The sequence below is a fragment of the Thauera terpenica 58Eu genome (genome assembly GCF_000443165.1).
Classification (GTDB): Bacteria; Pseudomonadota; Gammaproteobacteria; order Burkholderiales; family Rhodocyclaceae; genus Thauera; species Thauera terpenica.
This window is the reverse complement of sequence record NZ_ATJV01000048.1, coordinates 309,604-330,431: the sequence shown is the minus strand read 5'-3', so window position 1 is coordinate 330,431 and position 20,828 is coordinate 309,604. Positions and strand designations below refer to the sequence as shown.

General features: G+C 63.1%; 20 protein-coding genes and 1 tRNA gene. 8 read left to right on the top strand and 13 right to left on the bottom strand.

What is annotated here, in order from left to right; translation table 11 throughout:
- Positions 1-63: 63 nt before the first annotated feature.
- Positions 64-567, top strand: coding sequence for a CopD family protein (locus tag M622_RS28495; protein ID WP_021249039.1), 504 nt, complete (start codon positions 64-66; stop codon positions 565-567).
- Positions 568-648: 81 nt separating this feature from the next.
- Here the strand turns inward: M622_RS28495 and M622_RS28490 are convergent, their stop codons facing one another.
- From M622_RS28490 to yghU, 3 genes are all read right to left on the bottom strand, one after another.
- Complete coding sequence (locus M622_RS28490; protein ID WP_021249038.1) at positions 649-2,112, bottom strand: catalase; 1,464 nt, start codon at positions 2,110-2,112, stop codon at positions 649-651.
- A gap of 155 nt (positions 2,113-2,267) precedes the next feature.
- Positions 2,268-2,897, bottom strand: a complete 630-nt coding sequence (locus M622_RS28485) for an SAM-dependent methyltransferase (protein ID WP_021249037.1) — start codon at positions 2,895-2,897, stop codon at positions 2,268-2,270.
- Between the two features lie 72 nt (positions 2,898-2,969).
- Positions 2,970-3,845 (bottom strand): glutathione-dependent disulfide-bond oxidoreductase, encoded by an 876-nt coding sequence (gene yghU, locus M622_RS28480; protein ID WP_021249036.1) that lies wholly within the window; start codon positions 3,843-3,845, stop codon positions 2,970-2,972.
- 181 nt (positions 3,846-4,026) lie between these two features.
- On the opposite strand from yghU, the gene M622_RS28475 reads away from it, so the two are divergent.
- A complete protein-coding gene (locus M622_RS28475; RefSeq protein WP_021249035.1) occupies positions 4,027-4,272 on the top strand; it encodes a VF530 family protein in 246 nt (81 codons plus the stop codon).
- Positions 4,273-4,329: 57 nt separating this feature from the next.
- Here the strand turns inward: M622_RS28475 and M622_RS28470 are convergent, their stop codons facing one another.
- The 7 genes from M622_RS28470 to M622_RS28440 form a co-directional block, all read right to left on the bottom strand.
- A complete protein-coding gene (locus tag M622_RS28470; protein WP_021249034.1) occupies positions 4,330-4,878 on the bottom strand; it encodes a rhodanese-like domain-containing protein in 549 nt (182 codons plus the stop codon).
- Positions 4,879-4,944: 66 nt separating this feature from the next.
- Entirely contained in the window at positions 4,945-5,283 is a 339-nt protein-coding gene (locus M622_RS28465) for a hypothetical protein (RefSeq protein WP_021249033.1), read from the bottom strand.
- 14 nt (positions 5,284-5,297) lie between these two features.
- On the bottom strand, positions 5,298-6,662 hold the full coding sequence (locus tag M622_RS28460; RefSeq protein ID WP_021249032.1) for an NAD(P)/FAD-dependent oxidoreductase: 1,365 nt from the start codon (positions 6,660-6,662) through the stop codon (positions 5,298-5,300).
- A gap of 233 nt (positions 6,663-6,895) precedes the next feature.
- Positions 6,896-7,888 carry an SLAC1 anion channel family protein gene (locus tag M622_RS28455; protein ID WP_021249031.1) on the bottom strand — a complete coding sequence of 331 codons (993 nt, stop codon included), beginning with the start codon at positions 7,886-7,888 and terminating at the stop codon, positions 6,896-6,898.
- Positions 7,889-8,071: 183 nt separating this feature from the next.
- A complete protein-coding gene (locus M622_RS28450) occupies positions 8,072-8,488 on the bottom strand; it encodes a DsrE family protein (protein ID WP_021249029.1) in 417 nt (138 codons plus the stop codon).
- 72 nt (positions 8,489-8,560) lie between these two features.
- Positions 8,561-8,863 (bottom strand): DUF3817 domain-containing protein, encoded by a 303-nt coding sequence (locus tag M622_RS28445; protein WP_031346693.1) that lies wholly within the window; start codon positions 8,861-8,863, stop codon positions 8,561-8,563.
- A 5-nt stretch (positions 8,864-8,868) separates the two neighbouring features.
- Positions 8,869-10,305 carry a dihydrolipoyl dehydrogenase gene (locus tag M622_RS28440; RefSeq protein WP_021249027.1) on the bottom strand — a complete coding sequence of 479 codons (1,437 nt, stop codon included), beginning with the start codon at positions 10,303-10,305 and terminating at the stop codon, positions 8,869-8,871.
- Between the two features lie 324 nt (positions 10,306-10,629).
- Between M622_RS28440 and gstA the strand changes: the two genes are divergently transcribed.
- Entirely contained in the window at positions 10,630-11,235 is a 606-nt protein-coding gene (gstA, locus tag M622_RS28435) for a glutathione transferase GstA (protein WP_021249026.1), read from the top strand.
- A 9-nt stretch (positions 11,236-11,244) separates the two neighbouring features.
- On the opposite strand, the gene M622_RS28430 is transcribed toward gstA, so the two are convergent.
- The gene (locus M622_RS28430; RefSeq protein ID WP_021249025.1) at positions 11,245-13,071 is read right to left on the bottom strand and encodes a GGDEF domain-containing protein; all 1,827 of its coding nucleotides are present in this window, start codon (positions 13,069-13,071) and stop codon (positions 11,245-11,247) included.
- A gap of 346 nt (positions 13,072-13,417) precedes the next feature.
- On the opposite strand from M622_RS28430, the gene M622_RS28425 reads away from it, so the two are divergent.
- From M622_RS28425 to M622_RS28415, 3 genes are all read left to right on the top strand, one after another.
- Positions 13,418-14,944, top strand: coding sequence for a tetrathionate reductase family octaheme c-type cytochrome (locus tag M622_RS28425; protein WP_245543049.1), 1,527 nt, complete (start codon positions 13,418-13,420; stop codon positions 14,942-14,944).
- A 2-nt stretch (positions 14,945-14,946) separates the two neighbouring features.
- Positions 14,947-15,600, top strand: coding sequence for a cytochrome b/b6 domain-containing protein (locus M622_RS28420; RefSeq protein ID WP_021249023.1), 654 nt, complete (start codon positions 14,947-14,949; stop codon positions 15,598-15,600).
- Positions 15,601-15,814: 214 nt separating this feature from the next.
- On the top strand, positions 15,815-16,321 hold the full coding sequence (locus M622_RS28415) for a ProQ/FINO family protein (RefSeq protein WP_021249022.1): 507 nt from the start codon (positions 15,815-15,817) through the stop codon (positions 16,319-16,321).
- A 17-nt stretch (positions 16,322-16,338) separates the two neighbouring features.
- On the opposite strand, the gene M622_RS40130 is transcribed toward M622_RS28415, so the two are convergent.
- Positions 16,339-16,500 (bottom strand): hypothetical protein, encoded by a 162-nt coding sequence (locus M622_RS40130; protein ID WP_021249021.1) that lies wholly within the window; start codon positions 16,498-16,500, stop codon positions 16,339-16,341.
- A 107-nt stretch (positions 16,501-16,607) separates the two neighbouring features.
- On the opposite strand from M622_RS40130, the gene M622_RS28410 reads away from it, so the two are divergent.
- Positions 16,608-16,683 (top strand) — tRNA-Thr (locus M622_RS28410).
- Between the two features lie 810 nt (positions 16,684-17,493).
- On the opposite strand, the gene M622_RS28405 is transcribed toward M622_RS28410, so the two are convergent.
- A complete protein-coding gene (locus tag M622_RS28405; RefSeq protein WP_021249020.1) occupies positions 17,494-20,346 on the bottom strand; it encodes a class I SAM-dependent DNA methyltransferase in 2,853 nt (950 codons plus the stop codon).
- A gap of 257 nt (positions 20,347-20,603) precedes the next feature.
- On the opposite strand from M622_RS28405, the gene M622_RS28400 reads away from it, so the two are divergent.
- Positions 20,604-20,822, top strand: coding sequence for a hypothetical protein (locus M622_RS28400; protein ID WP_021249019.1), 219 nt, complete (start codon positions 20,604-20,606; stop codon positions 20,820-20,822).
- The last annotated feature ends 6 nt before the right edge of the window (positions 20,823-20,828 follow it).

The window sequence follows — 20,828 nt, the reverse complement described above, 5'->3', positions numbered from 1 at the left end:
CATAAGCGTTTGCTGATGCACTAAGATGCGAAGCATTCTCATTCGCAAAAAGGCAGGCGCGCCATGGACCACTACCTGATTGTCCTGTTCCACTTGTTGTGCGCGGTGCTCTTCGTGGGTGCGGTGGCGATGGAGGTGCTGATTCTCGAACCGGTGCGCAAGTTCATCGGCGATGAGACCTTCCAGCGCGTCGAGTTCTATCTGTTCCGCCGTATTCGTCGCACTTACCCGCTCGCCGTGATTCCGCTCTACATCACCGGTTTTTATATGTACTTTGGTTATGTTGACAACCTGGGCGGCTTCGAGTCCTTCATCGATACGCGCTTCGGGCAGTTGCTGACGCTGAAGATGAGCCTGGCGCTGGGCCTGCTCACCATCTTTGCCAGTTCTCCCTTTGTCTTCATGCGCCAGCGTACGCGCAGCATGGGCGGCCACATCAAGCACTTTTTCGTCGTCACCGGTGGCCCGGAAGACTTTCGTGTCGACCGTTTCGAGACCGTGCATTACCTCGCCATGGGGCTTGGTGTCGGTATCGTCATTGTCGCCAAGCTGATGTTCGTGCTCTGACCCGCAGCCTCCCGCTTGATGAGTCTGCCGAGCTCAGCTGGCCGCCTGCGGCCAGCTGAGGATTACGCAATCTGCAGCGGATTACGCCGATACTTCATCGAGCGCGATGCCCAGCGCCTTCGCCACACCCGCACCATAAGCCGGATCGGCCTTCAGGCAGTTGCCAATGTGACGCTTCCTGACCTGGTCATCGACACTTGCCAACTCGGCGGCGGTGTTGTCGAACAGCACCTGCTGCTGCTGCGCGGACATGAGGCGGAACAGGTTGCCGGGCTGGGTGTAGTAGTCCTCGTCGTCGTCGCGGAAGTTCCAGTTGTAGGCTGCGCCAGAAAGCGCCAGGGGCGGCTCCTTGGCTTCAGGACATTCCTGCCACAGGCCCAGGCTGTTGGGTTCGTAGTGCTTGGTGCTGCCGTAGTTGCCATCAACACGCATCGCGCCATCGCGGTGATAGCTGGACACCGGGCAGCGCGGCTGGTTGACGGGGATCTGGGAGTGGTTGACCCCGAGCCGATAGCGTTGGGTGTCGCCGTAGGAGAACAGGCGCCCCTGCAGCATCTTGTCGGGCGAGAACCCGATGCCGGGCACGATGCTTGCGGGATTGAATGCGGCTTGCTCGACCTCGGCAAAGTAGTTTTCCGGGTTGCGGTTGAGCTCGAAGGTACCGACATCGATGAGCGGATAGTCCCCGTGTGGCCATACCTTGGACAGATCGAAGGGGTGGAAGCGGTAAGTGGCGGCATCCTTCTCCGGCATGATCTGCACCTTGAAGTCCCAGCGCGGGAAGTCGCCGCGTTCGATGGCTTCGTAAAGATCGCGCTGATGGCTTTCGCGATCCTTGCCGACAATGGCCTCCGCTTCGGCGTTGCTCAGGTTTTCGATGCCTTGCTGGGTCTTGAAATGGAACTTGACCCAGAAGCGCTCGTTGTCGGCGTTGATGAAGCTGAAAGTGTGGCTGCCGAAACCGTGCATGTGGCGATAGCTGCGGGGGAGGCCGCGCTCGCTCATCAGCACGGTGATCTGGTGCAATGCTTCGGGCAGCAGCGTCCAGAAGTCCCAGTTGTTCTGCGCGCTGCGCATATTGGTGCGCGGGTCGCGCTTCACCGCGTGGTTGAGATCCGGGAATTTGAGCGGATCGCGCATGAAGAAGACCGGGGTGTTGTTGCCCACCATGTCCCAGTTGCCTTCTTCGGTGTAGAACTTGAGCGCGAATCCGCGAATGTCGCGCTCGGCGTCGGCGGCGCCGCGCTCACCCGCGACGGTGGAGAAGCGCGCGAACAGCTCGGTTTTCTTGCCGACCTCAGAAAAGAGCTTGGCCTTGGTGTACTGGGTGATGTCGTGGGTCACGGTGAAGGTGCCGTAGGCGCCGGAGCCTTTGGCGTGCATGCGCCGCTCGGGAATGACCTCGCGGTCGAAGTGAGCCAGCTTCTCGAGGAACCAGAAGTCCTGCAAGAGCATCGGGCCGCGCGGCCCGGCGGTCATGGAGTTCTGGTTATCAGCGACCGGGCAGCCATTGGTCGTGGTCAAGGTGTGCTTTTTATCAGTCATGTCATCTCCTTTGCTGGATTGTGCTGATCTGCTGGTGAGCCATCCGCCTTCCGCGTCAGGAGGCTGCGCAGTAGGCGTCAGGATTGCCGGCCCGCGTAAGGGAACACCTGCTCAGGAAGCATTGCAGCTTCCGGAGTGAAGAGCAACCTGGGCGGCTAGGCTGGCTTGCGTGCGACCATCCCGATCAGCGCCGAGCGTCCCATGTGGCCCGTGCCTTCGTTGATGTCATCCTCGTATTCGACCAGCTCCTCGATGTCCCAGTCAGCGAAAGCGTTGCGCAGGATGTCTTCGCTGTAGAGGTTTTCGACGGCAGACGGGCCGCCGGTGCCGAATTGGAGCTGTTTTGGCGTGTAGCCCTGCAGCAGGATGCAGCCCCCTGGGCGGGTGAGCTGCTGCATGACTTCAAACTGGCGTTCGCGCCATTCCGGCCCGACAAACTGGATGAAGATGCCGATCACCCAGTCGAAGGCATTGTGCAGCGCTGGTGGAGGCCAGCCGGGCGCGAGCATGTCCATCTGCAGGAAACGGACGGCGGCCTTGCGCGCAGCGGCGAGGTGTCTGGCCTTCTCGATGGCGACCGAGGAGATCTCGATCGCCGTCACCTCCAGGCCCAGCTCTGCCAGCCACACCGAGTTGCGGCCTTCGCCGTCGGCGATCGATACCGCGCTGTGCCCGCCTTGCAGCAAGGCCTCACGGCGGGCGAGAAAGCGGTTGGGCTCGGTGCCGAACAGATAGGCTTTGCCGGCGTCGCTATAGCGCTTGTTCCAGATGTCTTTCTGGTCCATTCGATTCACTCCTGGGTGAGGGTTGGGCCTTGCTGCGGTGTGTGGGTCTCGTGTTGCCCGGTTTTCTGGTCCTCAGGTGTCGGCTTGCAGTTTGTCCTGGGTGCGGGTGTCGAAGTCGCTGGCGTCGTGGCGTTCGTGAAGCTGGGTTTCCAGTGGACCCACCAGGCGGTTGACCATGCGTCCGCGCATCACAGCAGGACGCGCGGCGATCTCGTCGGCCCAGCGCACGACGTGGGTGTATTCATGCACTTGCAGGAATTCACCGGCGTCGTACAAGAGTCCCTTGGCCATGCCGCCGTACCATGGCCAGATGGCGATGTCGGCGATGGTGTATTCATCGCCGGCGACATAAGGGCTTTCGGCCAGGCGGCGGTTGAGCACATCCAGCTGGCGTTTCACCTCCATCGCGAAACGCTCAATGGCGTACTCGATCTTGATTGGCGCATAGGCATAGAAATGCCCCAGACCACCCCCCAGATAGGGCGCGCTGCCCACCTGCCAGAACAGCCAGGACAGGCACTGTGCGCGTCGGGCGGGCTCGGTCGGTAACAGGGCGCCGAACTTCTCCGCCAGGTAGACCAGGATGGCGCCGGATTCGAACACCCTGATCGGCTCCGCGGCGCTGCAATCGAGCAGGGCGGGGATCTTTGAGTTGGGGTTGATTTCCACAAAGCCACTGCCGAACTGATCTCCGTCGCCGATGCGGATCGGCCACGCATCGTATTCCGCGCCCTCGTGCCCGAGCGCGAGCAACTCTTCGAGCATCACCGTGACCTTCACCCCATTCGGGGTGGCCAGGGAGTAGAGCTGTAGCGGGTGTTTGCCGCGCGGCAGTGCCTGAGTGTGGGTGGGGCCGGCGATGGGGCGGTTGATGTTGGCAAAGCGGCCGCCGCTGGCCTTGTCCCAGGTCCATACTTTGGGCGGGGTGTAGTCGCTCGTGTCGCTCATGTGTTGGCCTCGAACTCGAAGGTGGATGGATCACCTCATGATAGTAGAGGGCGTGCAATGATGGGCTTGCGGCGCGGGCTGAACGCGCAACCAGGCCTTCCGCGGGTCTGCATTTGAGTGTGCGGCTCCACGAACCCGATGTCGCTACAATCGGCGCACTCATCATCAGGACGCCATCCACATGAAGGACTCCAAGCTTTCGCTCCCCAAGCCCGAGCAGCCGCGCAACCCCCTCCACGGCGTCACGCTCGAGGCCTTGCTCAATGAGCTGGTGGCGCACTACGGCTGGATCGGGCTTGCAAAGCGGATCGAGGTGCGTTGCTTCACGCATGAGCCCAGCGTCTCATCCAGCCTCAAGTTCCTGCGCCGCACGCCGTGGGCGCGCGAGCAGGTGGAGTTGCTCTACCTCTTGATGCGGCAGAAATGACCAGGCCCGGCGTGGGCCGGGCCTGTGTGACAAATCGCTGTGACGGGCCGTAGGTGTTCAGCGCTTGTCGAGACGGTACATCTTCTCCGGGTTCATCTTCGGCGACCACGGCAGGCCGCTGTTCTGCCAGCCGTTCTGAGTGCGGAAGCCGGCTTGCGGACCGTCCTTGATGGCGGAGCCCTGGAAGCCGTTCACCACGAAGCGCGCATTGGGGAAGCCGTTGGCACGCAGAAAAGCGGCGCTGGGCTCGCCACGCTCACTGCCGGAGCGGCACATGGTGATCACTTCGGCGTCGGCGCTCATGCCGCGCTTGTCCAGTTCGGCCTTGATCTGGGCCGCGAAGTCGGGGTTTTGGTAGAGCCGGAATACGCCACGCTCGGCATTCCACTGCGTGCGATCGACCATCAGATAGGGCACGTTTACATGCACCGCGTCGGTGAAGCCGACGAACATGATTTCGACCGGGTCACGCACATCGACCAGGAGTACGTCCTTGTCGGCGAGCTGGATCTTGGCGTAGGCCTCCTCGGCCGAGATCGGCATGTCGACTGCGTGCGCGGTGAGACTGGCAAAGCCGATGGCGGCTGCAATCAGAAGGCGTTTCATGGTGCGGGTGCTCCCTTGGGTGATTGTAGGCTAGCCCCGGCCCGCCAGGCGCCGGGGCTGAAAGAGTCAAGCGCGTCGGCGCATCACGGCAACGATGGGCCAGGCGAGCGCTGCCGCCACGCCACCGAAGGCCGCGGCGTAGAAAAACAGATTCATCCAGTCCACCCAGTAACCCATGTTGGCAAACGACGACAGGGTCATGGAGGGGGTGATGAAAAATGTGAAGGCGGTTGCGATGAGCCCCACGATGATGGCCGGGCGCAGGGCCTTCTTCCAGCCTGCGCCGCCACGTGTAATTGCGAAGATCATCAGCATCAGCCATAGCAGCACGGTGCCGATGACGGTGGGGAGGTATTGCAGTCCGAGTTCGAACAGGATGTTCAGGGTCAGCCAGATTTCGTACATGTCTTTTCTCCCGCTCAGACCCGACCTTTCACGACCGCCATGTAGGCGGGCTTGAGCAGGCGGTATTTCATGACCCAGGCGAAGTAGCTGTCCTGCAGCGGGTCGATCATGGGCAGTGAAGGCGTCAGGTTGTTCTCGTAGTCGAACTCGACCAGCAAGGCCGAGCCTTCACGCAGCAGCAAGGGGCAGGAGGTGTAGCCGTCGAACACCTGCGAGGGCTCACGCCCGGCGATGACGTCGATCAGGTTCTGCGCCACCAGCGGTGCGCTCTTCTTGATGGTCGCGGCGGTCTTGCCTTTGGGTGTGCCGTTGATGTCGCCCAGGCCGAACACGTTGGGGAAGCGGCGGTGGCGCAGGGTCTTGGGGTCGACCTCAAGCCAGCCGCCGGCCGCAAAACCGCCCGCCTGCCAGGCCAGAGGGCTGTTCTTGACGGCGTCGGGTGCGCGCATCGGGGGCACGACGTGAATGAAGTCGTAGTCGAGCTCGCTGCGCTCGCCTTCTGGGCTGGTGAAGGTGGCCCGACGGGCGCCGATATCAACCGCCACCAGCTTGCTGTTGAAGCTGACCGGGATGTTGAGCTTGACCCAGCGCCGTAGCACTTCTTCGTTGATGACCGGGACGCTGAAGATGTTGCCCAGCGCGGAGTGGAAGTCGATCTTCGATGCGTCGCGCGTACCTGCCTGGGTCAGGCGATCGGCCAGCATGAAGGTCATCTTCAGCGGGGCGCCAGCGCACTTGAGTGCGGTGGCCGGCAGGGTCATCAGGGCCTGGCCACCTTTTTGGCGGAAGCTGTCCATGGTGCGCCAGGTGGCTTCGGCGGCGGCAGGGCTGGGATAGACGCTGGTGAGGCCGTTGCTGCCGATGGCGGCGAGGTCCATACCCTCGATCTGGTCGAAGTCCGGGTACAGGCCAGTGGCGACGATGAGATAGTCGTATTCGATGCGCGTGCCGCCGTCGGTGACAACGGCGTTGGCCTCCGGATCGAACTCCGCCACCATTTCGTGCACCCACTGCGCCTTGGCCGGCATCAGGTCCGCGTTACGATCGCTGACCTTGCTCACAGGCCAGATGCCGGTTGCCACCAGGGTGTAGCCGGGCTGGTAATTGTGGATTTCCTTGCGGTCAATGACGGTGATTCTGGCGCCGTCGAGTTCGCGCGCCAGGCGGTTGGCGATGGCCAGTCCACCGAGGCCGCTGCCCGCGATGACGATGCGCGCGGAAGTCTGCAGCGCCGCGCGCGCGGGCGCGCTGCCCAGGGCCAGAGTGGTGGATAGGCCCGCGCCGGCCACCACCGGCAAGGCCGATGCGCCCAGCATGAAACGGCGACGCTGCGTGTCGACAGTGCCCGCTACAGCGGGTTCGTCAGGCTTGTGCGACATGTCTCTCTCCTTGCCGATAGCGGTCACGTCCAGATGCGGAGGCGCCAATCCATTCTGTTTCTTGGCTCATCAATAATATAAGCATTTGCTCAAATATCCAGCCTGGAGAAAGGGTTTTGTGACCTGCGTCACACAGCCCCTGTCCGCTCAAAGGCTTTCGTGCACCACGGCCAGGCGCAAGCGCGCGACGCTGCAGCCTGGCGCCATGCGCTCTGCCTTAATGACCGAAGCACTCACTCGGGTACGCAGATCTTTCCGCGCCGCGCCGCCACCAGGGTCTTGAACGCAAGCAGGGCGATCATGGCGCTGACTGCTGTCAGCATCAGCCACGACAGGCCAGCGTAGAAGGCCAGGCCGCTGCGGGCATGCATCTCGAAGGTGGCGATCGTCATTGCCGCCAGCGGGAAGGAATAGGCCCAGGCCGAGAGGAAGAAGGGCAGGCGGATAAATCGCGCCGCATTGCTTGCCAGCAGCAGGGTCAGGAACAAGGCAGTGAAATACAGCACGCGCGCGAAGGCGTCGACCTGGTCGCTCAGGGCCACATAGGCGCTGAAACCCACCGCCGGCGGCGCAATGAGGATGAACAGTGTCGGTGTGAGGCGGATCGGCAGGGGCTCGTGAAAGAAAAGTCGATACATCACGATCGCCATCAGCACCAGCCAGAAGACCAGGCCGATACTGAAGAAGAACCAGCTGATGTCGGCCGGCGCGAAGCGCACCCCAACGATCGGCACGATGATGTTGCCCACCACCGGAATGAACCACGCCGGATTGGCGTGCTTGATGTCGTAATGGGTGTGGTGGATCCAGCTATTCATCGCGAACAGGGTGAACAGCAGGTGCGCCGCGGCACTCACGCCCCACATCCATTGTGCTGCAGCGGGTGCATCCTGCGCCCAGCACACCGACAGCAGGAGCAGGCCGATGGAGATGGCGGGAAAGAAGTTGAGGCGCACCGGGTGGGTGTAATCGGCCTTCACCGCCTCGGGGTGGCGCACGAGCTTGGCGAGGTAAATCAGCACCAGAAATACGTACAGCGCGCTCGTCAGCCAGCGCAGGCTGAGCCCGACCTCGATCGGCACCACGCCTGCATGATGGGCTTTCAGCCAGGCGATGGTCAGCCCGGCGAGGCCCATCACGATGGTGAATAGCGCCACGGGAAAGTGCGCGAGCCACACCGACGGCGCCTCGTGTGTGCTTGCAGCGGCGGGAGCGGGAACGTTCATGATGCGTCCTTGGCGGGGTGCTCAGTAGCGGATGTCGATGTTGATCTCGTTTGCGGGCGCCGCCTCTGCGCAGATTTCAAACACGCTGTCTGCGAAAGCGGGCGGGTGGTGCTGCGAGCTGCTGCATGGCGACGGCCTGCGCTGGCGGCGCAAGTCGTCGCCGACTTCAAAGGCCGCTGACCATCAGAAGCCGATCACCTTGCGTGCGGGCTCGAGCAGGGCCGCGCCCATGTCGGCAGGCTTGGCGGGCTTGATGCCGTCCTTCAGGTCTTCGGGTTTCTTGCCGGTGTTGGGCAGGTAGAGGGCGCACACCGAGGCGGTGGCGCCTTTCTTGAGGGCGCCGTCAAGCAGCTGTGCCGGGGTCACGTTGTTCGGCTTCAGGGCTTCGCCTGCGCCATCCTTGAGCGCCAGATCACCGGCCTGGTCGCACAGCAGGATGTCCACCTGGGCGCCTTGCTCCTGCATCTGGTTGGCCAGCACCATGGCCATGCCCTGAGTCATCGGGCTGGCAGCGTTGAGCACCACGGTGACGGGCTGCTTGTCGGCAAGCGCTGCGGTCGAGGCGAGCGCGATGGCGAGGGCGACGAGGGTCTTCTTCATGGAGATCTCCTGAGGGTGAGGTGCTGCGGTGAAAAACCAGCGTGTGCAAGTCCGCCGTGGGCAAGGCGGAATTCAGCGTTGTAGTTCGGGGTAGGCCAGGCGCAGGCGGTAATCGGCAAGGAATGCACCGAGCGGCAACAGGGCACCGACCAGCAGCAAGAGCGCCAGACCGGGCCTGAGGGCTCCACGTGCCAGCGCGCTCAGCGTGGTGGCGGTGAGCGACAGGAACAGCGCACCATGCACCGGGCCGAGGATCTTCACCCCGAGGGGTTGATCCAGCATGTATTTGATCGGCACTGCGACGAAGGCCAGCGCCAGCAGGGCGATGCCGTCCGAGAAGGCGAGCCAGTAGAGAATCTTGCGGTGGGTATGCACAGTGATCACGATGATGAGGGTGGGGTGTCTGCCGGAACAAGTCCGAACGGCAAGGGGGTGGATGCAGGCAATTGCGTGACGATGTCCTGCACGGCGCTTTGCAGCATTTCTTCGATGGTGGGGTGATAGAAGGGCAGGCGCAGCAGGTCGGCCGCGGTTTCGCCACGCTGGATGGCCCAGGCGAGCAGGTGGGCGAGGTGTTCGCCGCCTGTCGCCACCATGGAGGCGCCCAGCAGGCGGCCGTCGGTCGCATCGGCGTAGACGCGCAACAGGCTGTCACCGGCGCCGAGAATCTGTGCGCGGCCGTTCCTGTCGCCACTGGCGCTGCCGATCACGATCCTGTCCGCATCGAGCTTGTCGAAATGGGTGCCGACGGTGACGACGTCGGGGTTTGTGAAGGCGATGCCGATGCTGGCCTTGCGCGCAAAGCGCGTCACGGTGTCGCGTGCGGCGTTGTAGCCGGCGATTGCACCTTCGTCCGCGGCTTCGTGCATCAGCGGGCGGTCGGCGTTGGCGTCACCGGCAATGAACACGGGCAGGGCGCCGATCTGCATCGTTGCAGGGTCAAAGCGCGGGCTGCCGCGTTCATCGAGCGGAAAGCCCGCGGCTTGCAGGCCGAGTTCGTCGGTGTTGGGGCGGCGCCCGAGCGCGGCGAGCAGCAGCTCGACTTCGGCCTCGTGTTCACCCGCGCTGAGCACGACGCCGCCATGGCTTCGTGCAAGCCGTGTTTCAGCCCCCAGCCACAGCGCCATTTCACGCCCGAAGCATGCGCGCGCGCGCTGGCCGATGACGGGGTCCTTGATGCCACCCAGTTCAGATGCAAGATCGGCGCCCACGACGCGCACGCCAAGGCGCGACAGGGCGAGCCCCATCTCCAGCCCGATGGCGCCGAGGCCGAGGATGCCGATGGAGCGCGGCAGCGTGTCCTGCTCGAAGAGGGTGTCGGTGTTGATCGTGCGATCACGCACGGGTTCGAGAAAGCCCGGCATGACCGGACGTGAGCCGGTGGCGATGATCACGGCACGCGCACGGACCTGACGGCTGCCATCGGCTGATTTGAGCTCGACGAGGTTCGGTTCGATGAAACGCGCCTCGGCTTCGATGAGCTTGTCACCGGCCGCCGCGCGCGCCGCGCCGGCGCCGTTGTTGGCAAATACATCACGCTGGCGCCGCAGGGCCGCCCAGGTGCTGCGCAGGTCGATCGACAGCCCATCAATGCCGCTGACGCCGATCCCACTCAGGGCTCTGCGTGTTGCCCATTCGGCGCCGGCATGAAGGGCCACCTTGGAAGGCATGCAGCCCACGCGGGCGCAGGTCGTGCCCAGAGGGCCGCGGTCGACGAGTACAAAGTCGCGCCCCGCACGCCGCACTTCGCGCAAGGCGTAGAGTCCGGCGCTGCCGGCGCCGATGATGAGCACGTCCGTGTCGATCGTTTTCTTCATCCTGTCCTCCTGAGCGGTGCCCTCACCTTGAGTGTTGTGCGTCTTCAATAAGCTTCTGCACAGCCAGAGAGAGGGCTTGCAGTTTGAGATATTCATTAGCTATCGCTAATATTACCTTCAATTTGTTTTGCGGGATAGCTTCCATAGCCTTGGTTTATTAATTTGCCAGCATGGAGATGAAATGGCAGCCGTGGAGGGCAGCGAAAACTGGCGTGCCGTGTGCTTGTCGCATGCGCAGTCCACGTGACGCGCCAAGCATTGCCCCTGCGGTGTGAGCCTGGACTCTGGGGCATACTTTCACTCCCTACCTGCGGAGTGTTTCCCATGAAGCTCTATTACACGTCGGGCGCCTGCTCGCTGTCACCGCGCATCGTCCTCGAAGAGGCCGGCTTGCCCTATGAGGCAGAGGCGGTGGATCTGAAGACCAAGCTGACGGCCAGCGGTGCCGACTATGGCAAGATCAGCCCGAAGGGCTATGTGCCTGCGCTGATCCTCGACAACGGTGAGTTGCTCACCGAAGGCCCGGCCATCGTCCAGTATGTGGCGGACCAGGTGCCGGAGAAAAACCTCGTGCCGGCCAATGGCACGCTTGCGCGTTATCACGTGCAGGAGTGGTTGAACTTCATCGGTACCGAGCTGCACAAGTCCTGCAGCCCCTTCTTCAACCCGGCTTCGGGCGACACCTGGCGGGCGGCGGCGACGGAGAACCTCCAGCGCCGGCTTGCCTATGTGAACGCTGAGCTGGAAGGAAAGGTCTATCTGATGGGCGACGAGTTCAGCGTGGCGGATGCCTACCTGTTCACCACGCTGAAGTGGATGGGTTTCATCCACTTTGACATTTCGCGCTTTCCGAATGTGGAGGGTTTTCTCCTGCGCGTGTCTGCACGTCCAGCGGTGCAGGCGGCGCTGAGGAAGGAGCGAGCGGCCTGATCCAGTGGCTTACGCCGACGACGCCTTGTCGTCGGCGATCACGACGCGGTTTCGACCGGCCTGCTTGGCCTGGTACATGGCGGCGTCAGCGCGTGCCAACGCGGGCTGCATGGACTCTTCCCTGCGCATCAGGGTCAAGCCTGCGCTGAAGGTGATGATCACCTTTTGCTGGTCGGTCATGAAGAACTCACGGGTCAGCTCGCGCTGCAGGCGGGTGAGGGCGTTGTAGGCCTCGGCGGGGGTCGTTTCCGGCAGCAGGATGACGAATTCTTCGCCACCGTAACGCGCCAGAACATCTTGCGGGCGCAGGTGCTGCCGCACCACGCGGGCGAGGTGGATGAGCGCTTCGTCCCCGACCTTGTGGCCGAAATTGTCGTTGAGTCTCTTGAAGTTGTCGATGTCGAGCAGCGCGACCGCGAGCGAGCTGCCACGTCGTTGCGCGCGTGCTGACTCGGCCTCGAACATTTCCTCCAGCCCGCGCCGATTGAGGGCGCCTGTGAGCTGGTCGTGACGCATGAGGCGGCTGGCCTCGTCGAGGTCTTCCTGGAGCTTGGCGATGCGTTCTTCGGCTGCACGTGCCTGCTCGCGCGCGGCGATCAGTTCGTCGCGCGAACGCTTGGCCTTGTCCTGGATGCTGCGAGTTTCCAGCATCACTTCGTCAAGCAAGGGGCCGATCGCGCCTATGTCGCTGGCTTCGGCAATGCGCTGAGCGCAGGCGCCAATGCGGTCATGATAGGTACCAGTGCTCTCGGAGAAACGCGCGAGCTGATCCACGAAGCCAGCGAGCATGGTGCGCAGATGGCGTTGTGTCTCGACGAGGTTGTGCTTCAACTGGCTTTGCTTGTAGATCAGATCCTTCAGGCGGCGCCCGGCGTCGTCGATCATGCGTGGATTGGGTGGAGCGTCGACGAGTTCGCGCAGCATCTCGATCTGGCCTGCAAGCCAGTTGTCGTCCAGCACCAGCTCATCGATGTTGCGCAGCAGGAGACGGAGCAACTCGAGCAGCCCGGCACGCACCTCGGCGTCGTCTGCGGTGATCATCTCCAGGCGATGGGCGAGGCGGCGGATGCGCCCCCCGATCGGCTCGAGCTGTGCCGGTTTGAGGGTTTGAGCGATCTCGTTTGCGAGTTGGCTGGCCTCGTCTGCCAGCTCGGGATGGTCGCCGAGCACAGCGGGAACGACATCGCGCAGGGCGGAGAGCAGGAGCTTGCGCAAACCTTCGATCAGCTCCTGACCCTCGCCTGCCGCGGGTGCGGCAACTACCGGGCTGTGTGCCGGATGGGGTGTTGCCGATGCCCTTGTCGGTTCAGGGCTTGCGGCTGGGCTCGTGTGCTCGCTGGAGTCGGGGCCGTCTTCAACGGGAGTCTGGTTGTTCCAGCCCCGCAGCAAACCTTGTAGGCGGCTGTATAGCGCCGCAGGCTCGGCGGCGTTGAGCACGCGCTCGAGGGCTTCGCGCTTGCGGGCCGTGGTCCAGCCTTGCTGGCGAGCCTCCCAGGCACGCAGCAGGTTGATGATGAGTTCGTTCCATGCCGGCTGCTCGACGGCTTTCAAGCCGTCCAGATAGCGTCCCAGGGCGTCTTCTGCTGCTTTGAGCTGGCCCGAGCTGAGGGCCTGATCGAATTCGCGGCCGAGGCGCTGGCGTTCAGCCATGTCACGCGGCAGGCGCCGTGCCAGCTTGCGCAGGAAGGCTTCGGACGGCGTGTCGTCATCAATCCGCGTTCCGGCAATCTCGGCATAGAGCTTGCGATAATTGTCCGGTGTTGGCGCCACACGGCGCAAGGCGAGCTGACGCAGCGCTTCACGGGCGATTTCTGATGGGTTGCTGAGGGTGGCCATGGAAAAAACGCCTATGAGAGTGTTTGGCGCAGATAAGTTAGGCCGAGGCAGGCGAAATTATAAGGACAACAAGCATGGATAGGGCAGGGCGGTCCGGGTTGATCCCCAGCTTTGGGCTCAAGGCCGACTTGCATGGCTCGATTTCGATCGTATTAGACAATTATCAATAAATGATATGAGGGCGCGCAGTAGGATGTGGGTCGACACTCGAGTGATCGGAGGAGACGAAATGAAAAACTGGAGCCCAGGTTGGCGTCACGTATTGAGTGGCGTTCTGATGATGGTGGCGACTGCCTTTGTGACGGCCTCAACCGAATCCAGCGTGACCACGACGACTGCGTTGGGCATGAGCTCTCTGGTCGCAGGTGGCGCCAGCAAGAGCACTGCGGATCACAGCAAGTTCAAGGAGCTGCAGGGCCCTTTCAGTTCAGGCCCGGAAGTGACCAAGGCCTGCCTCGCCTGCCACAACGAGGCTTCCCATCAGGTGATGAAGAGTATCCACTGGACTTGGGAGACCATCAGCCCGACGACAGGTGCCAAGCTGGGCAAGCAGTTTGCGGCGAACAACTTCTGTGGCTCGATGCTCTCGAACGAACCGCGCTGTACCAGCTGCCATGCGGGATACGGCTGGACTGACAAGAACTACGACTTCACCAAGCAGGAGAACGTCGACTGTCTGGCCTGTCACGACACCACCTCCACCTACAAGAAGGTGGCCACTGACGCCGGTCACCCCTTGTATGAACCGCGTGAGATGCCCAAGGGCAGCGGCAAGATCGTGCAACCGCCTGACCTGGCCAGGATTGCGCAGCATGTCGGCAAACCGGGGCGGGAGAACTGCGGCGCCTGTCACTTCAATGGTGGAGGAGGCGACGCGGTCAAGCACGGTGACCTCGACACCTCGCTGATCAAGCCCTCGCGGGAGCTGGATGTGCACATGGCGGCGGACGGAGGCAACATGGTGTGTGCGGACTGCCACACCTTCAATGCCCACCAGCCGTCCGGCAGCCGCTACGCCGCCACCGCCAAGGATACGAAGGGTGTCGACATGCGTCACGTCACCCACGAGCGGGCGACCTGTGAGTCGTGTCATACCGTGGCGCCGCACAAGGAGGAGAGGCTGAACAGCCATGCCAACAAGCTGGCCTGTCCGACCTGTCACATTCCCGAATTCGCGCGCGGCGGCATCGCGACCAAGACGCTGTGGGATTGGTCGACGGCGGGCAAGCGCGGGCCGGATGGCAAGCCGCTGTATATCAAGGACGAGCATGGTCACCTGAGCTATTCGGCGGAGAAGGGTGACTTTGCCTACGGCGAGAACGTGCGCCCGACCTACAAGTGGTACAACGGCGTGGTGCATCAGATCTCGATCATGGACAAGATCGACGACACGAAAATCCTCGAGCTGAACCGTGTCGAGGGCTCGGCCAAGGACCCCAATGCGCGCATCTGGCCGTTCAAGGTCATGGTTGGCAAGCAGCCCTACGATCCGGTGAACAAGACCTTGGTCGTAAACCATGTGTATGGCAACGATGACACCTCGTTCTGGAGCAACTTCAACTACGAGAAATCGATCAAGGCGGGCATGGACTATGCCGGTTTTCCGTACAGCGGGCAGTTCGACTTCATCGAGACGCGGATGAACTGGTTCATCACCCACATGGTGGCCCCTAAGGAGAAGGCTGTGGCCTGCCAGGAATGCCACACTCGCGCTGAAACAGGGCGTCTGGCCGAGATCACCGACATCTACCTGCCCGGGCGTGACCGCAACGGCTGGGTGGATCTGTTCGGCGGGCTGGCAATCGTGGGTGCAATCGGCGCCGGAGCGGTGCACGGCATTGCGCGTATCCTGACGCGTCGCAAGGGGCATTGAAAATGACAGGGCATCGCATTTACATCTACAAGCGTTATGAGCGTTTCTGGCACTGGTCGCAAGCGGCCTTGATCATCGTGCTGATGCTCACCGGCTTCGAGATCCATGGCGTCTACAGTCTGATGGGATTCGAGGACGCGGTGGATCTGCATACCCTGACAGCATGGACGCTGGTGGTGATCTGGGCATTCACGATCTTCTGGCAATTCACCACGGGTGAGTGGAGGCAATACATTCCGTCGCTGAAAAACGTCACGGCGATGGCCTTGTATTACACGGTGGGTATCTTCAAGGAGATGCCACACCCCTTCCGCAAGACCGTGGTGCAGAAGCATAATCCCTTGCAGCGTCTGGCTTATCTGGCCTTGCTGGCATTCATCTCGCCGATGATCTGGGGTTCCGGGCTGCTCTATCTCTTCTACGCCGACTGGGCGCGCCTGGGGCTGGATCAGTACCTGTCGCTCGAGGTTGTGGCGCTTGTCCATACTCTGGGCGCGTTCATGATCACCGCGTTCTTCTTCATTCATGTGTACCTGACGACCACCGGTCACACCGTGTTCGCGCACATCAAGGCGATGATCACCGGATGGGAGGACGTTGACGAGGACCCTGCTGCGCCCGCAGTGCGAGTGAAGTCTCCGGCTTCGCGTAACTGACCGGCCGGAAGAAAAGACAAGGCCCCGCAGGAAATCTCAGCGGGGCCTTGTCTTTTCAGGGCGTGTGGCACGGGCCCATCTGCCCTGCGCCGACCTGAATGAGGCTGTGCTGCCCCTTGAACGCCTGAGCCGCGGCCGTGGCGGGTAGAATACGGGGCCTGACTACCCGGGGGCGAGATCGACCGCGCCCCGCCTGCAAGAGTTCTCGTTCCTGATGACCACCGAAAAAGACAGCATTGCCGCCGCAGCACCTGCTTCAGTTCCAGATTCAATCGCTCCTGAGTCTTCAGAAGCCATTGAATCTGTTGGAGCCGTTGAGGGCACGGCGCCGCGTAAGCGCATCGAACCGCGCGCCCTGTTGCAGCGTTTGCAAAAAGAGTTTTCCGCCTTTCGGGACTGCAAGCCGCTGGCACTGAAGATCGACGCCAGCATCGCCGAGCGCATGCCCGATCTCGATCGCAAGAGCCTGCGTGCCGCGATGCGCATGCACACCGCCTCCACTCGTTACCTCAAGGCGGTCGAGCGCGCTCAGCAGCGCTTTGACCTTGAGGGGCAGCCCGTCGGCGAGGTCACCGAAGAGCAGCGCACGCACGCATCGACCACCTTGAAGGAGCGCTTTGCAGCCGTCGCCAAGCAGCAAAAGGACAAGCGTGAAGCCGAGGCCGCGGAAAAGCGCCGCACCGAAAAGCTGCAGCAGCTCATGACCAAGTTTGGCCGCTGAAGCCGTTTGTGCGCGCTTTAGCGTTGGTGTCTGAGCAGGTTCTGCGAGCGCAGCAGCCAGCTTGCAGTGCCCGCAAGCACGGCCACGGTAATCCCGGCTGCAGTGTTTCCGGTGCCGAACATCAAACCGGCAAGCAGGCCGCTGACAAGGAGCAGGCGGGTGAGCAGGGTCTGGGTCATGGTCGTCTCCGGCAGCGGGGGTTCGATAACTGTATAGATGTACAGTTATCGACGCAAGCGCCTGATGCAACCTCTCGCGCCCGCTTGCGCTATAATCCGCAGCCAGCGCCGGCATAGCTCAGTTGGTAGAGCAGCTGATTTGTAATCAGAAGGTCGTGGGTTCGATTCCTATTGCCGGCACCAATAAATTCAAGCACTTACGCCAATTCTTCGGGGTTGGTCTTTTGCTTTTCGGGTTCATGTAGCCACCATGTAGCCAATTCCGGGCGATGTAGCCGCCGTGTAGCCACGCACGCGGCCGGTCTCGCTGGTGCGGGCCGCATCCTCGGGCGCTCGGTCGCCGCGCGGCATCCTGGTGGTGGTCGCGGTCGGCCTGCGGTTACAGCGTAACCGGCGCAGTGCGCGGACTCAGATGGTCCCAAGCCAAGGAATGCAGTCTCCTGCTTTCCTGCTTCGGTCAGGCCGGATAGCACCGCCAGGAACGACACCTGCCAACCTGCGGCCCTGCTGGCGACGAACGCGATAACCTATCTGCTGCTCGCCCTTGGCTTGGCCGTCGCCCTGGTGGTCGCCCTGCGGCCTGTGCGTCGCCCGTCGCCTGTAGTGGAAGAACTGGATCGCAAGTCGCGGCCAGCGCGCGCCGCGCGGCCGTCGCACTGCACCGTGTTCGCGCGCCTCGCCTCGCGCAGCCGTCGCCATCAATAGCGCCAGCGTGATCCTGCAGCAGGGAAGTACGAGATCCCGCGCTTCCTGCGAAGCGGACTAGGTCAGCCGGATCTTCAGGCGCTCCAGGACAGCGCACAGGACGCGCAGACGGTCGGTGTGGTGCTCTGGCCTTGTCGGGCGGATGTGTCAGCCTCTCCGGCCTGCTGCAGGTGTCGAGTCAGCAGCGGCAAGGCGAGGCGCTTCGTGCGGGCCGGCAACCTCGTCCATCATTCCTGTCCTGTCCTGTCCTGTCGCGAACGCGAGCGGTCCATCGTGTCACGATACCGCTTAGGTAGTGCGCGGGCTGGCGTTTGTCCTCTCCAGGTTCAGCGCCAGCAGTCGGCGCAGGATCTCGTCGTCGGGCATGTCGGGCGTGTAGTCGGTCCAGCCGTAGGCTGCGGCTACCGCAGCGTCGAGCGCCTTGTGTGCGCTGTCGAGCCACGCCGGGCGCAGGTTGTAGAGGTTCGTCAGCGTGCGCTTCTTCAGCTCGGCCTCGTGGCCTGACTTGGGGATGATCCGGTCGGGGAAGCCCGGTACCACTTCCAGGATGCGCTCCACCCACTCGGTCGGGTTAAGCCAGTTCTCTCGCAGCGCGTTGAGCCGGCGGGCGGCGGCGGCGATAGCCTCGGATTGGGGGCTTGTCGGCGCGCCTGCGGCCGTGTCGGCGGGCGTCATGCCGGCGGGGAAGGGGAAGGTCTCGAAGGTCGTCGTGGGGGTGTAGCGCGGCCGGTCCTCGAGGCTGGTGCCGAGACGCAGGGCCCACAGCTCATGGACGCGCGAGTGCAGGACTCCGAAAGTGGTGTCGTCTTGGCGCGCGATGACCGTCAGGTTCTTGTCCGGCACGATTGGGTGGTGCACCCATGCGAACACGCGATGCTTCGACACCTCGGGCGTCACGATGAAGCGGGGTATTTCTCTGACGGCCGCTCGCATCTTGGGGCGCGCCCACTGGAAGATCCACCACTGTTCGTTGGTCCTCGCCTCGCGCTTTCCGACGCGGGTGGGCTGCACGTACTCCTTCGCGTATCCGAACGGCGCCTCGTAGAGTGCAGCCTCGTCCTGCTTCATGTCGACGCCGAAGTCGATAATCCAGAAGTCTCGGTTGCGCCGCGTGATGTCCAGCCCGTTGAACCATGGCTTCACCACTTCCGAGTTCGACCTGCCATGCGGGTTTGGAAATCGGAGCCATTGGCGCGCCAGCTCACCTGGGATGTCAAACGGCCCTGTTTTCTGGATCCCGAGGAACGCTGTACCTTCATTCTCGGTGAGAGCTTTGGCGGTGGTTAGGTCTCCAGACGAGGGTTGCCCGCCATCGGCTGCTGTTAGGTCCGCATGAACCTCCCGCACACAGCGCCCGTCGAGCGCTGCGCCGGCGCGCCCTCCAAAGCACACGAGCGACACGCGCACGGCAGCGCCTTCGTTGACCCACGGCTCGTCGCTCCACGCCTCGAAGATGCGGGTGCTCTCGACGATGCGGTCCAGCACCTTTCGGTTTGCTCCACCGCGGATCGAGTTTGTCGCGACGAGGCCGGCTGCCTCACAGCGCTTGGCCTTGATTTGATCTCGAGCCTTCTCGAACCAGTAGAGCACGAGGTCTGCGCCGCCAGGGACCCGGCCCTCGTAGCAGGCGCGGATCTTGGCGGTCATCTCGGCGCCGAGCTCGCTGCGCATGCGCTTGTCGCCAAGGAACGGGGGGTTGCCTACGATCACGTCGACCACCGGCCATTCCGCCTCGGTGCAGTCCGCGTTCAGCAGCGCATCCCGGTTCTCGATGTGGTCGAGGCGCGCGAGGATAGGGTTTCGCCGGCAGTCGTAGCCGTGCTTGAGCATCCACTGAATCTCGCCGATCCAGACCGTCACCCGGGCGAGCTCGGCAGCGTAGGCGTTGATCTCGATTCCGCGCACGTTGTCAGGGCTGGTCTCAATTGTGAGCTGGCGATGCAGGCCGAGCGCTTCGGCATCCAGGTTCGCGCGGTGCTCGAGGTCCTTCAGCGCGCGCAGGGCAAGGTACAGGAAGTTGCCGGAGCCGCATGCGGGGTCGAGGACGCGGAAGTTCTTGAGGCGCTCGAGGTAGCCCAGGAACAGGGCTTGCGCATCCTGGCCGGCCTTCTGGGAGCCCTTCCCACCAGCATGGTACTTCTCGACCAACGGGGCGATCCTGCCCTTGGCAGCCTCCCATTCGCGCTCAAGCGGCTCGACGACGACTGGGCGGACCAGCTTCATGATCGTGCCGGGGTCGGTGTAGTTCGCACCGAGCGGGGCGCGGATCTTCGGATCCAGGCCACGTTCGAACAGGGTGCCGAGGATCGACGGTTCGATTGCGCTCCAGTCCATGCGGCTGGCAGCCAGCAGGGCTTCTATCTCGCCGGGGATCAGCTCGAGGACTTCCACGTGCTCGAACAGCCCGCCGTTGAAGTAGGCGATGTCCTCGAGGAGAAAGTCGCCACCGGTGCGCATCGCCTGGAACATCTCCGCCAGCGACACTGCGAGCTTGGCTGGGTCGCCCTGGCGCTTGGCGATGACGCGCTCGAAAAGCTTCTTCGGAAGCAGACCGATGTCCTCGGCGAACATGCAGAACAAGGACTGGATTAGGAAGTGCGCCACCTTCGCGGGATCGTGGCCACGCTCGGTCATGGACTGCGCGATGTCGGCGAAGCGGCCGGCGGCATCCTTAGTGATGTCGAGCACCGTGCGGCCGGGCCGGAACTTCTCGGGATCGGTGAACAGCCAGCGCAGGCGCTGCAGGTTCTCCGGCGTGCCGACGTCCTCGAGGCGGATCGTATAGGTCTCGCTCGGGGTGCCGGTGAAGTGGGTGTGGATCTGGGTGATCTCGCGATTGCTGACAACAAGCAGCGGCGGGTTGTCCAGCGCGAGCGCGTAAGTCATAAGCTGGCGCAGGGCCCCCGACAGGTCACCGCCGGGGCCTTTGTTCTCCCAGCCGAAGTGGCTGCGCTTCCACACGTCGGCCCAGCCGTGGCCGGCGCCGGTGCGGGTGGCGCCGCGCTCGAAACAGTAGCTGTCCGGATCGTTCGGCGGATCCACGCCGAGCATGCTGCAGAGGTCGAGGAAGAAGGGCTGAGAGCCGGCGCGCTCGGAGAGCGGGTTGTTCTTCCACTTGGCGATGAGCTGGGCTGGGGTCATGGGCGCGTTGCTTGCAGCGATGCTGGGTAGGGGCAACGCATGAGCATAGCAGTCTCGCGCGCAGAACAGATCCTCGCCCCAAAGGCTGCCGGCCACCTGCGGCACACGCAACGCCAACCGCCAGACCCGGTGCGTGGCGGGTTTTTGTGGCCGATTACCAGGATGATTCCACTGGCCGATTCCGACGACGCCCGGGATGACAAAGGCAACAAGAGCCCGCACAATCCCGGTCACCATCACCGGCTAGGAACGCACCCATGATCCCCGAGATTGACTTTGCGCTGGTCGTGGCGGCGGCGGTCATCGCGCTCGTCGTCCTGTATCGACTTAGGAAACGTCGGCGCAAGCCGGAGATTGAGATTCCACCGTTTCTGCGTGGCACGGCAGACCCCGGCACTGACACCGACTGCCGTTTCAAGGGAAGTTGGACGGAAGTCCATCCCTTGCCGCGACACATCGCGGGAAGCGATGACTGACGCCGC

What these genes read in the sequence shown, in the direction of transcription:
- M622_RS28495 (WP_021249039.1), top strand. Translation starts at nt 64, where the DNA reads ATGGACCACTACCTGATTGTCCTGTTCCACTTGTTGTGCGCGGTGCTC.
- M622_RS28490 (WP_021249038.1), bottom strand. Translation starts at nt 2,112, where the DNA reads ATGACTGATAAAAAGCACACCTTGACCACGACCAATGGCTGCCCGGTC.
- M622_RS28485 (WP_021249037.1), bottom strand. Translation starts at nt 2,897, where the DNA reads ATGGACCAGAAAGACATCTGGAACAAGCGCTATAGCGACGCCGGCAAA.
- yghU (WP_021249036.1), bottom strand. Translation starts at nt 3,845, where the DNA reads ATGAGCGACACGAGCGACTACACCCCGCCCAAAGTATGGACCTGGGAC.
- M622_RS28475 (WP_021249035.1), top strand. Translation starts at nt 4,027, where the DNA reads ATGAAGGACTCCAAGCTTTCGCTCCCCAAGCCCGAGCAGCCGCGCAAC.
- M622_RS28470 (WP_021249034.1), bottom strand. Translation starts at nt 4,878, where the DNA reads ATGAAACGCCTTCTGATTGCAGCCGCCATCGGCTTTGCCAGTCTCACC.
- M622_RS28465 (WP_021249033.1), bottom strand. Translation starts at nt 5,283, where the DNA reads ATGTACGAAATCTGGCTGACCCTGAACATCCTGTTCGAACTCGGACTG.
- M622_RS28460 (WP_021249032.1), bottom strand. Translation starts at nt 6,662, where the DNA reads ATGTCGCACAAGCCTGACGAACCCGCTGTAGCGGGCACTGTCGACACG.
- M622_RS28455 (WP_021249031.1), bottom strand. Translation starts at nt 7,888, where the DNA reads ATGAACGTTCCCGCTCCCGCCGCTGCAAGCACACACGAGGCGCCGTCG.
- M622_RS28450 (WP_021249029.1), bottom strand. Translation starts at nt 8,488, where the DNA reads ATGAAGAAGACCCTCGTCGCCCTCGCCATCGCGCTCGCCTCGACCGCA.
- M622_RS28440 (WP_021249027.1), bottom strand. Translation starts at nt 10,305, where the DNA reads ATGAAGAAAACGATCGACACGGACGTGCTCATCATCGGCGCCGGCAGC.
- gstA (WP_021249026.1), top strand. Translation starts at nt 10,630, where the DNA reads ATGAAGCTCTATTACACGTCGGGCGCCTGCTCGCTGTCACCGCGCATC.
- M622_RS28430 (WP_021249025.1), bottom strand. Translation starts at nt 13,071, where the DNA reads ATGGCCACCCTCAGCAACCCATCAGAAATCGCCCGTGAAGCGCTGCGT.
- M622_RS28425 (WP_245543049.1), top strand. Translation starts at nt 13,418, where the DNA reads ATGAGCTCTCTGGTCGCAGGTGGCGCCAGCAAGAGCACTGCGGATCAC.
- M622_RS28420 (WP_021249023.1), top strand. Translation starts at nt 14,947, where the DNA reads ATGACAGGGCATCGCATTTACATCTACAAGCGTTATGAGCGTTTCTGG.
- M622_RS28415 (WP_021249022.1), top strand. Translation starts at nt 15,815, where the DNA reads ATGACCACCGAAAAAGACAGCATTGCCGCCGCAGCACCTGCTTCAGTT.
- M622_RS40130 (WP_021249021.1), bottom strand. Translation starts at nt 16,500, where the DNA reads ATGACCCAGACCCTGCTCACCCGCCTGCTCCTTGTCAGCGGCCTGCTT.
- M622_RS28405 (WP_021249020.1), bottom strand. Translation starts at nt 20,346, where the DNA reads ATGACCCCAGCCCAGCTCATCGCCAAGTGGAAGAACAACCCGCTCTCC.
- M622_RS28400 (WP_021249019.1), top strand. Translation starts at nt 20,604, where the DNA reads ATGATCCCCGAGATTGACTTTGCGCTGGTCGTGGCGGCGGCGGTCATC.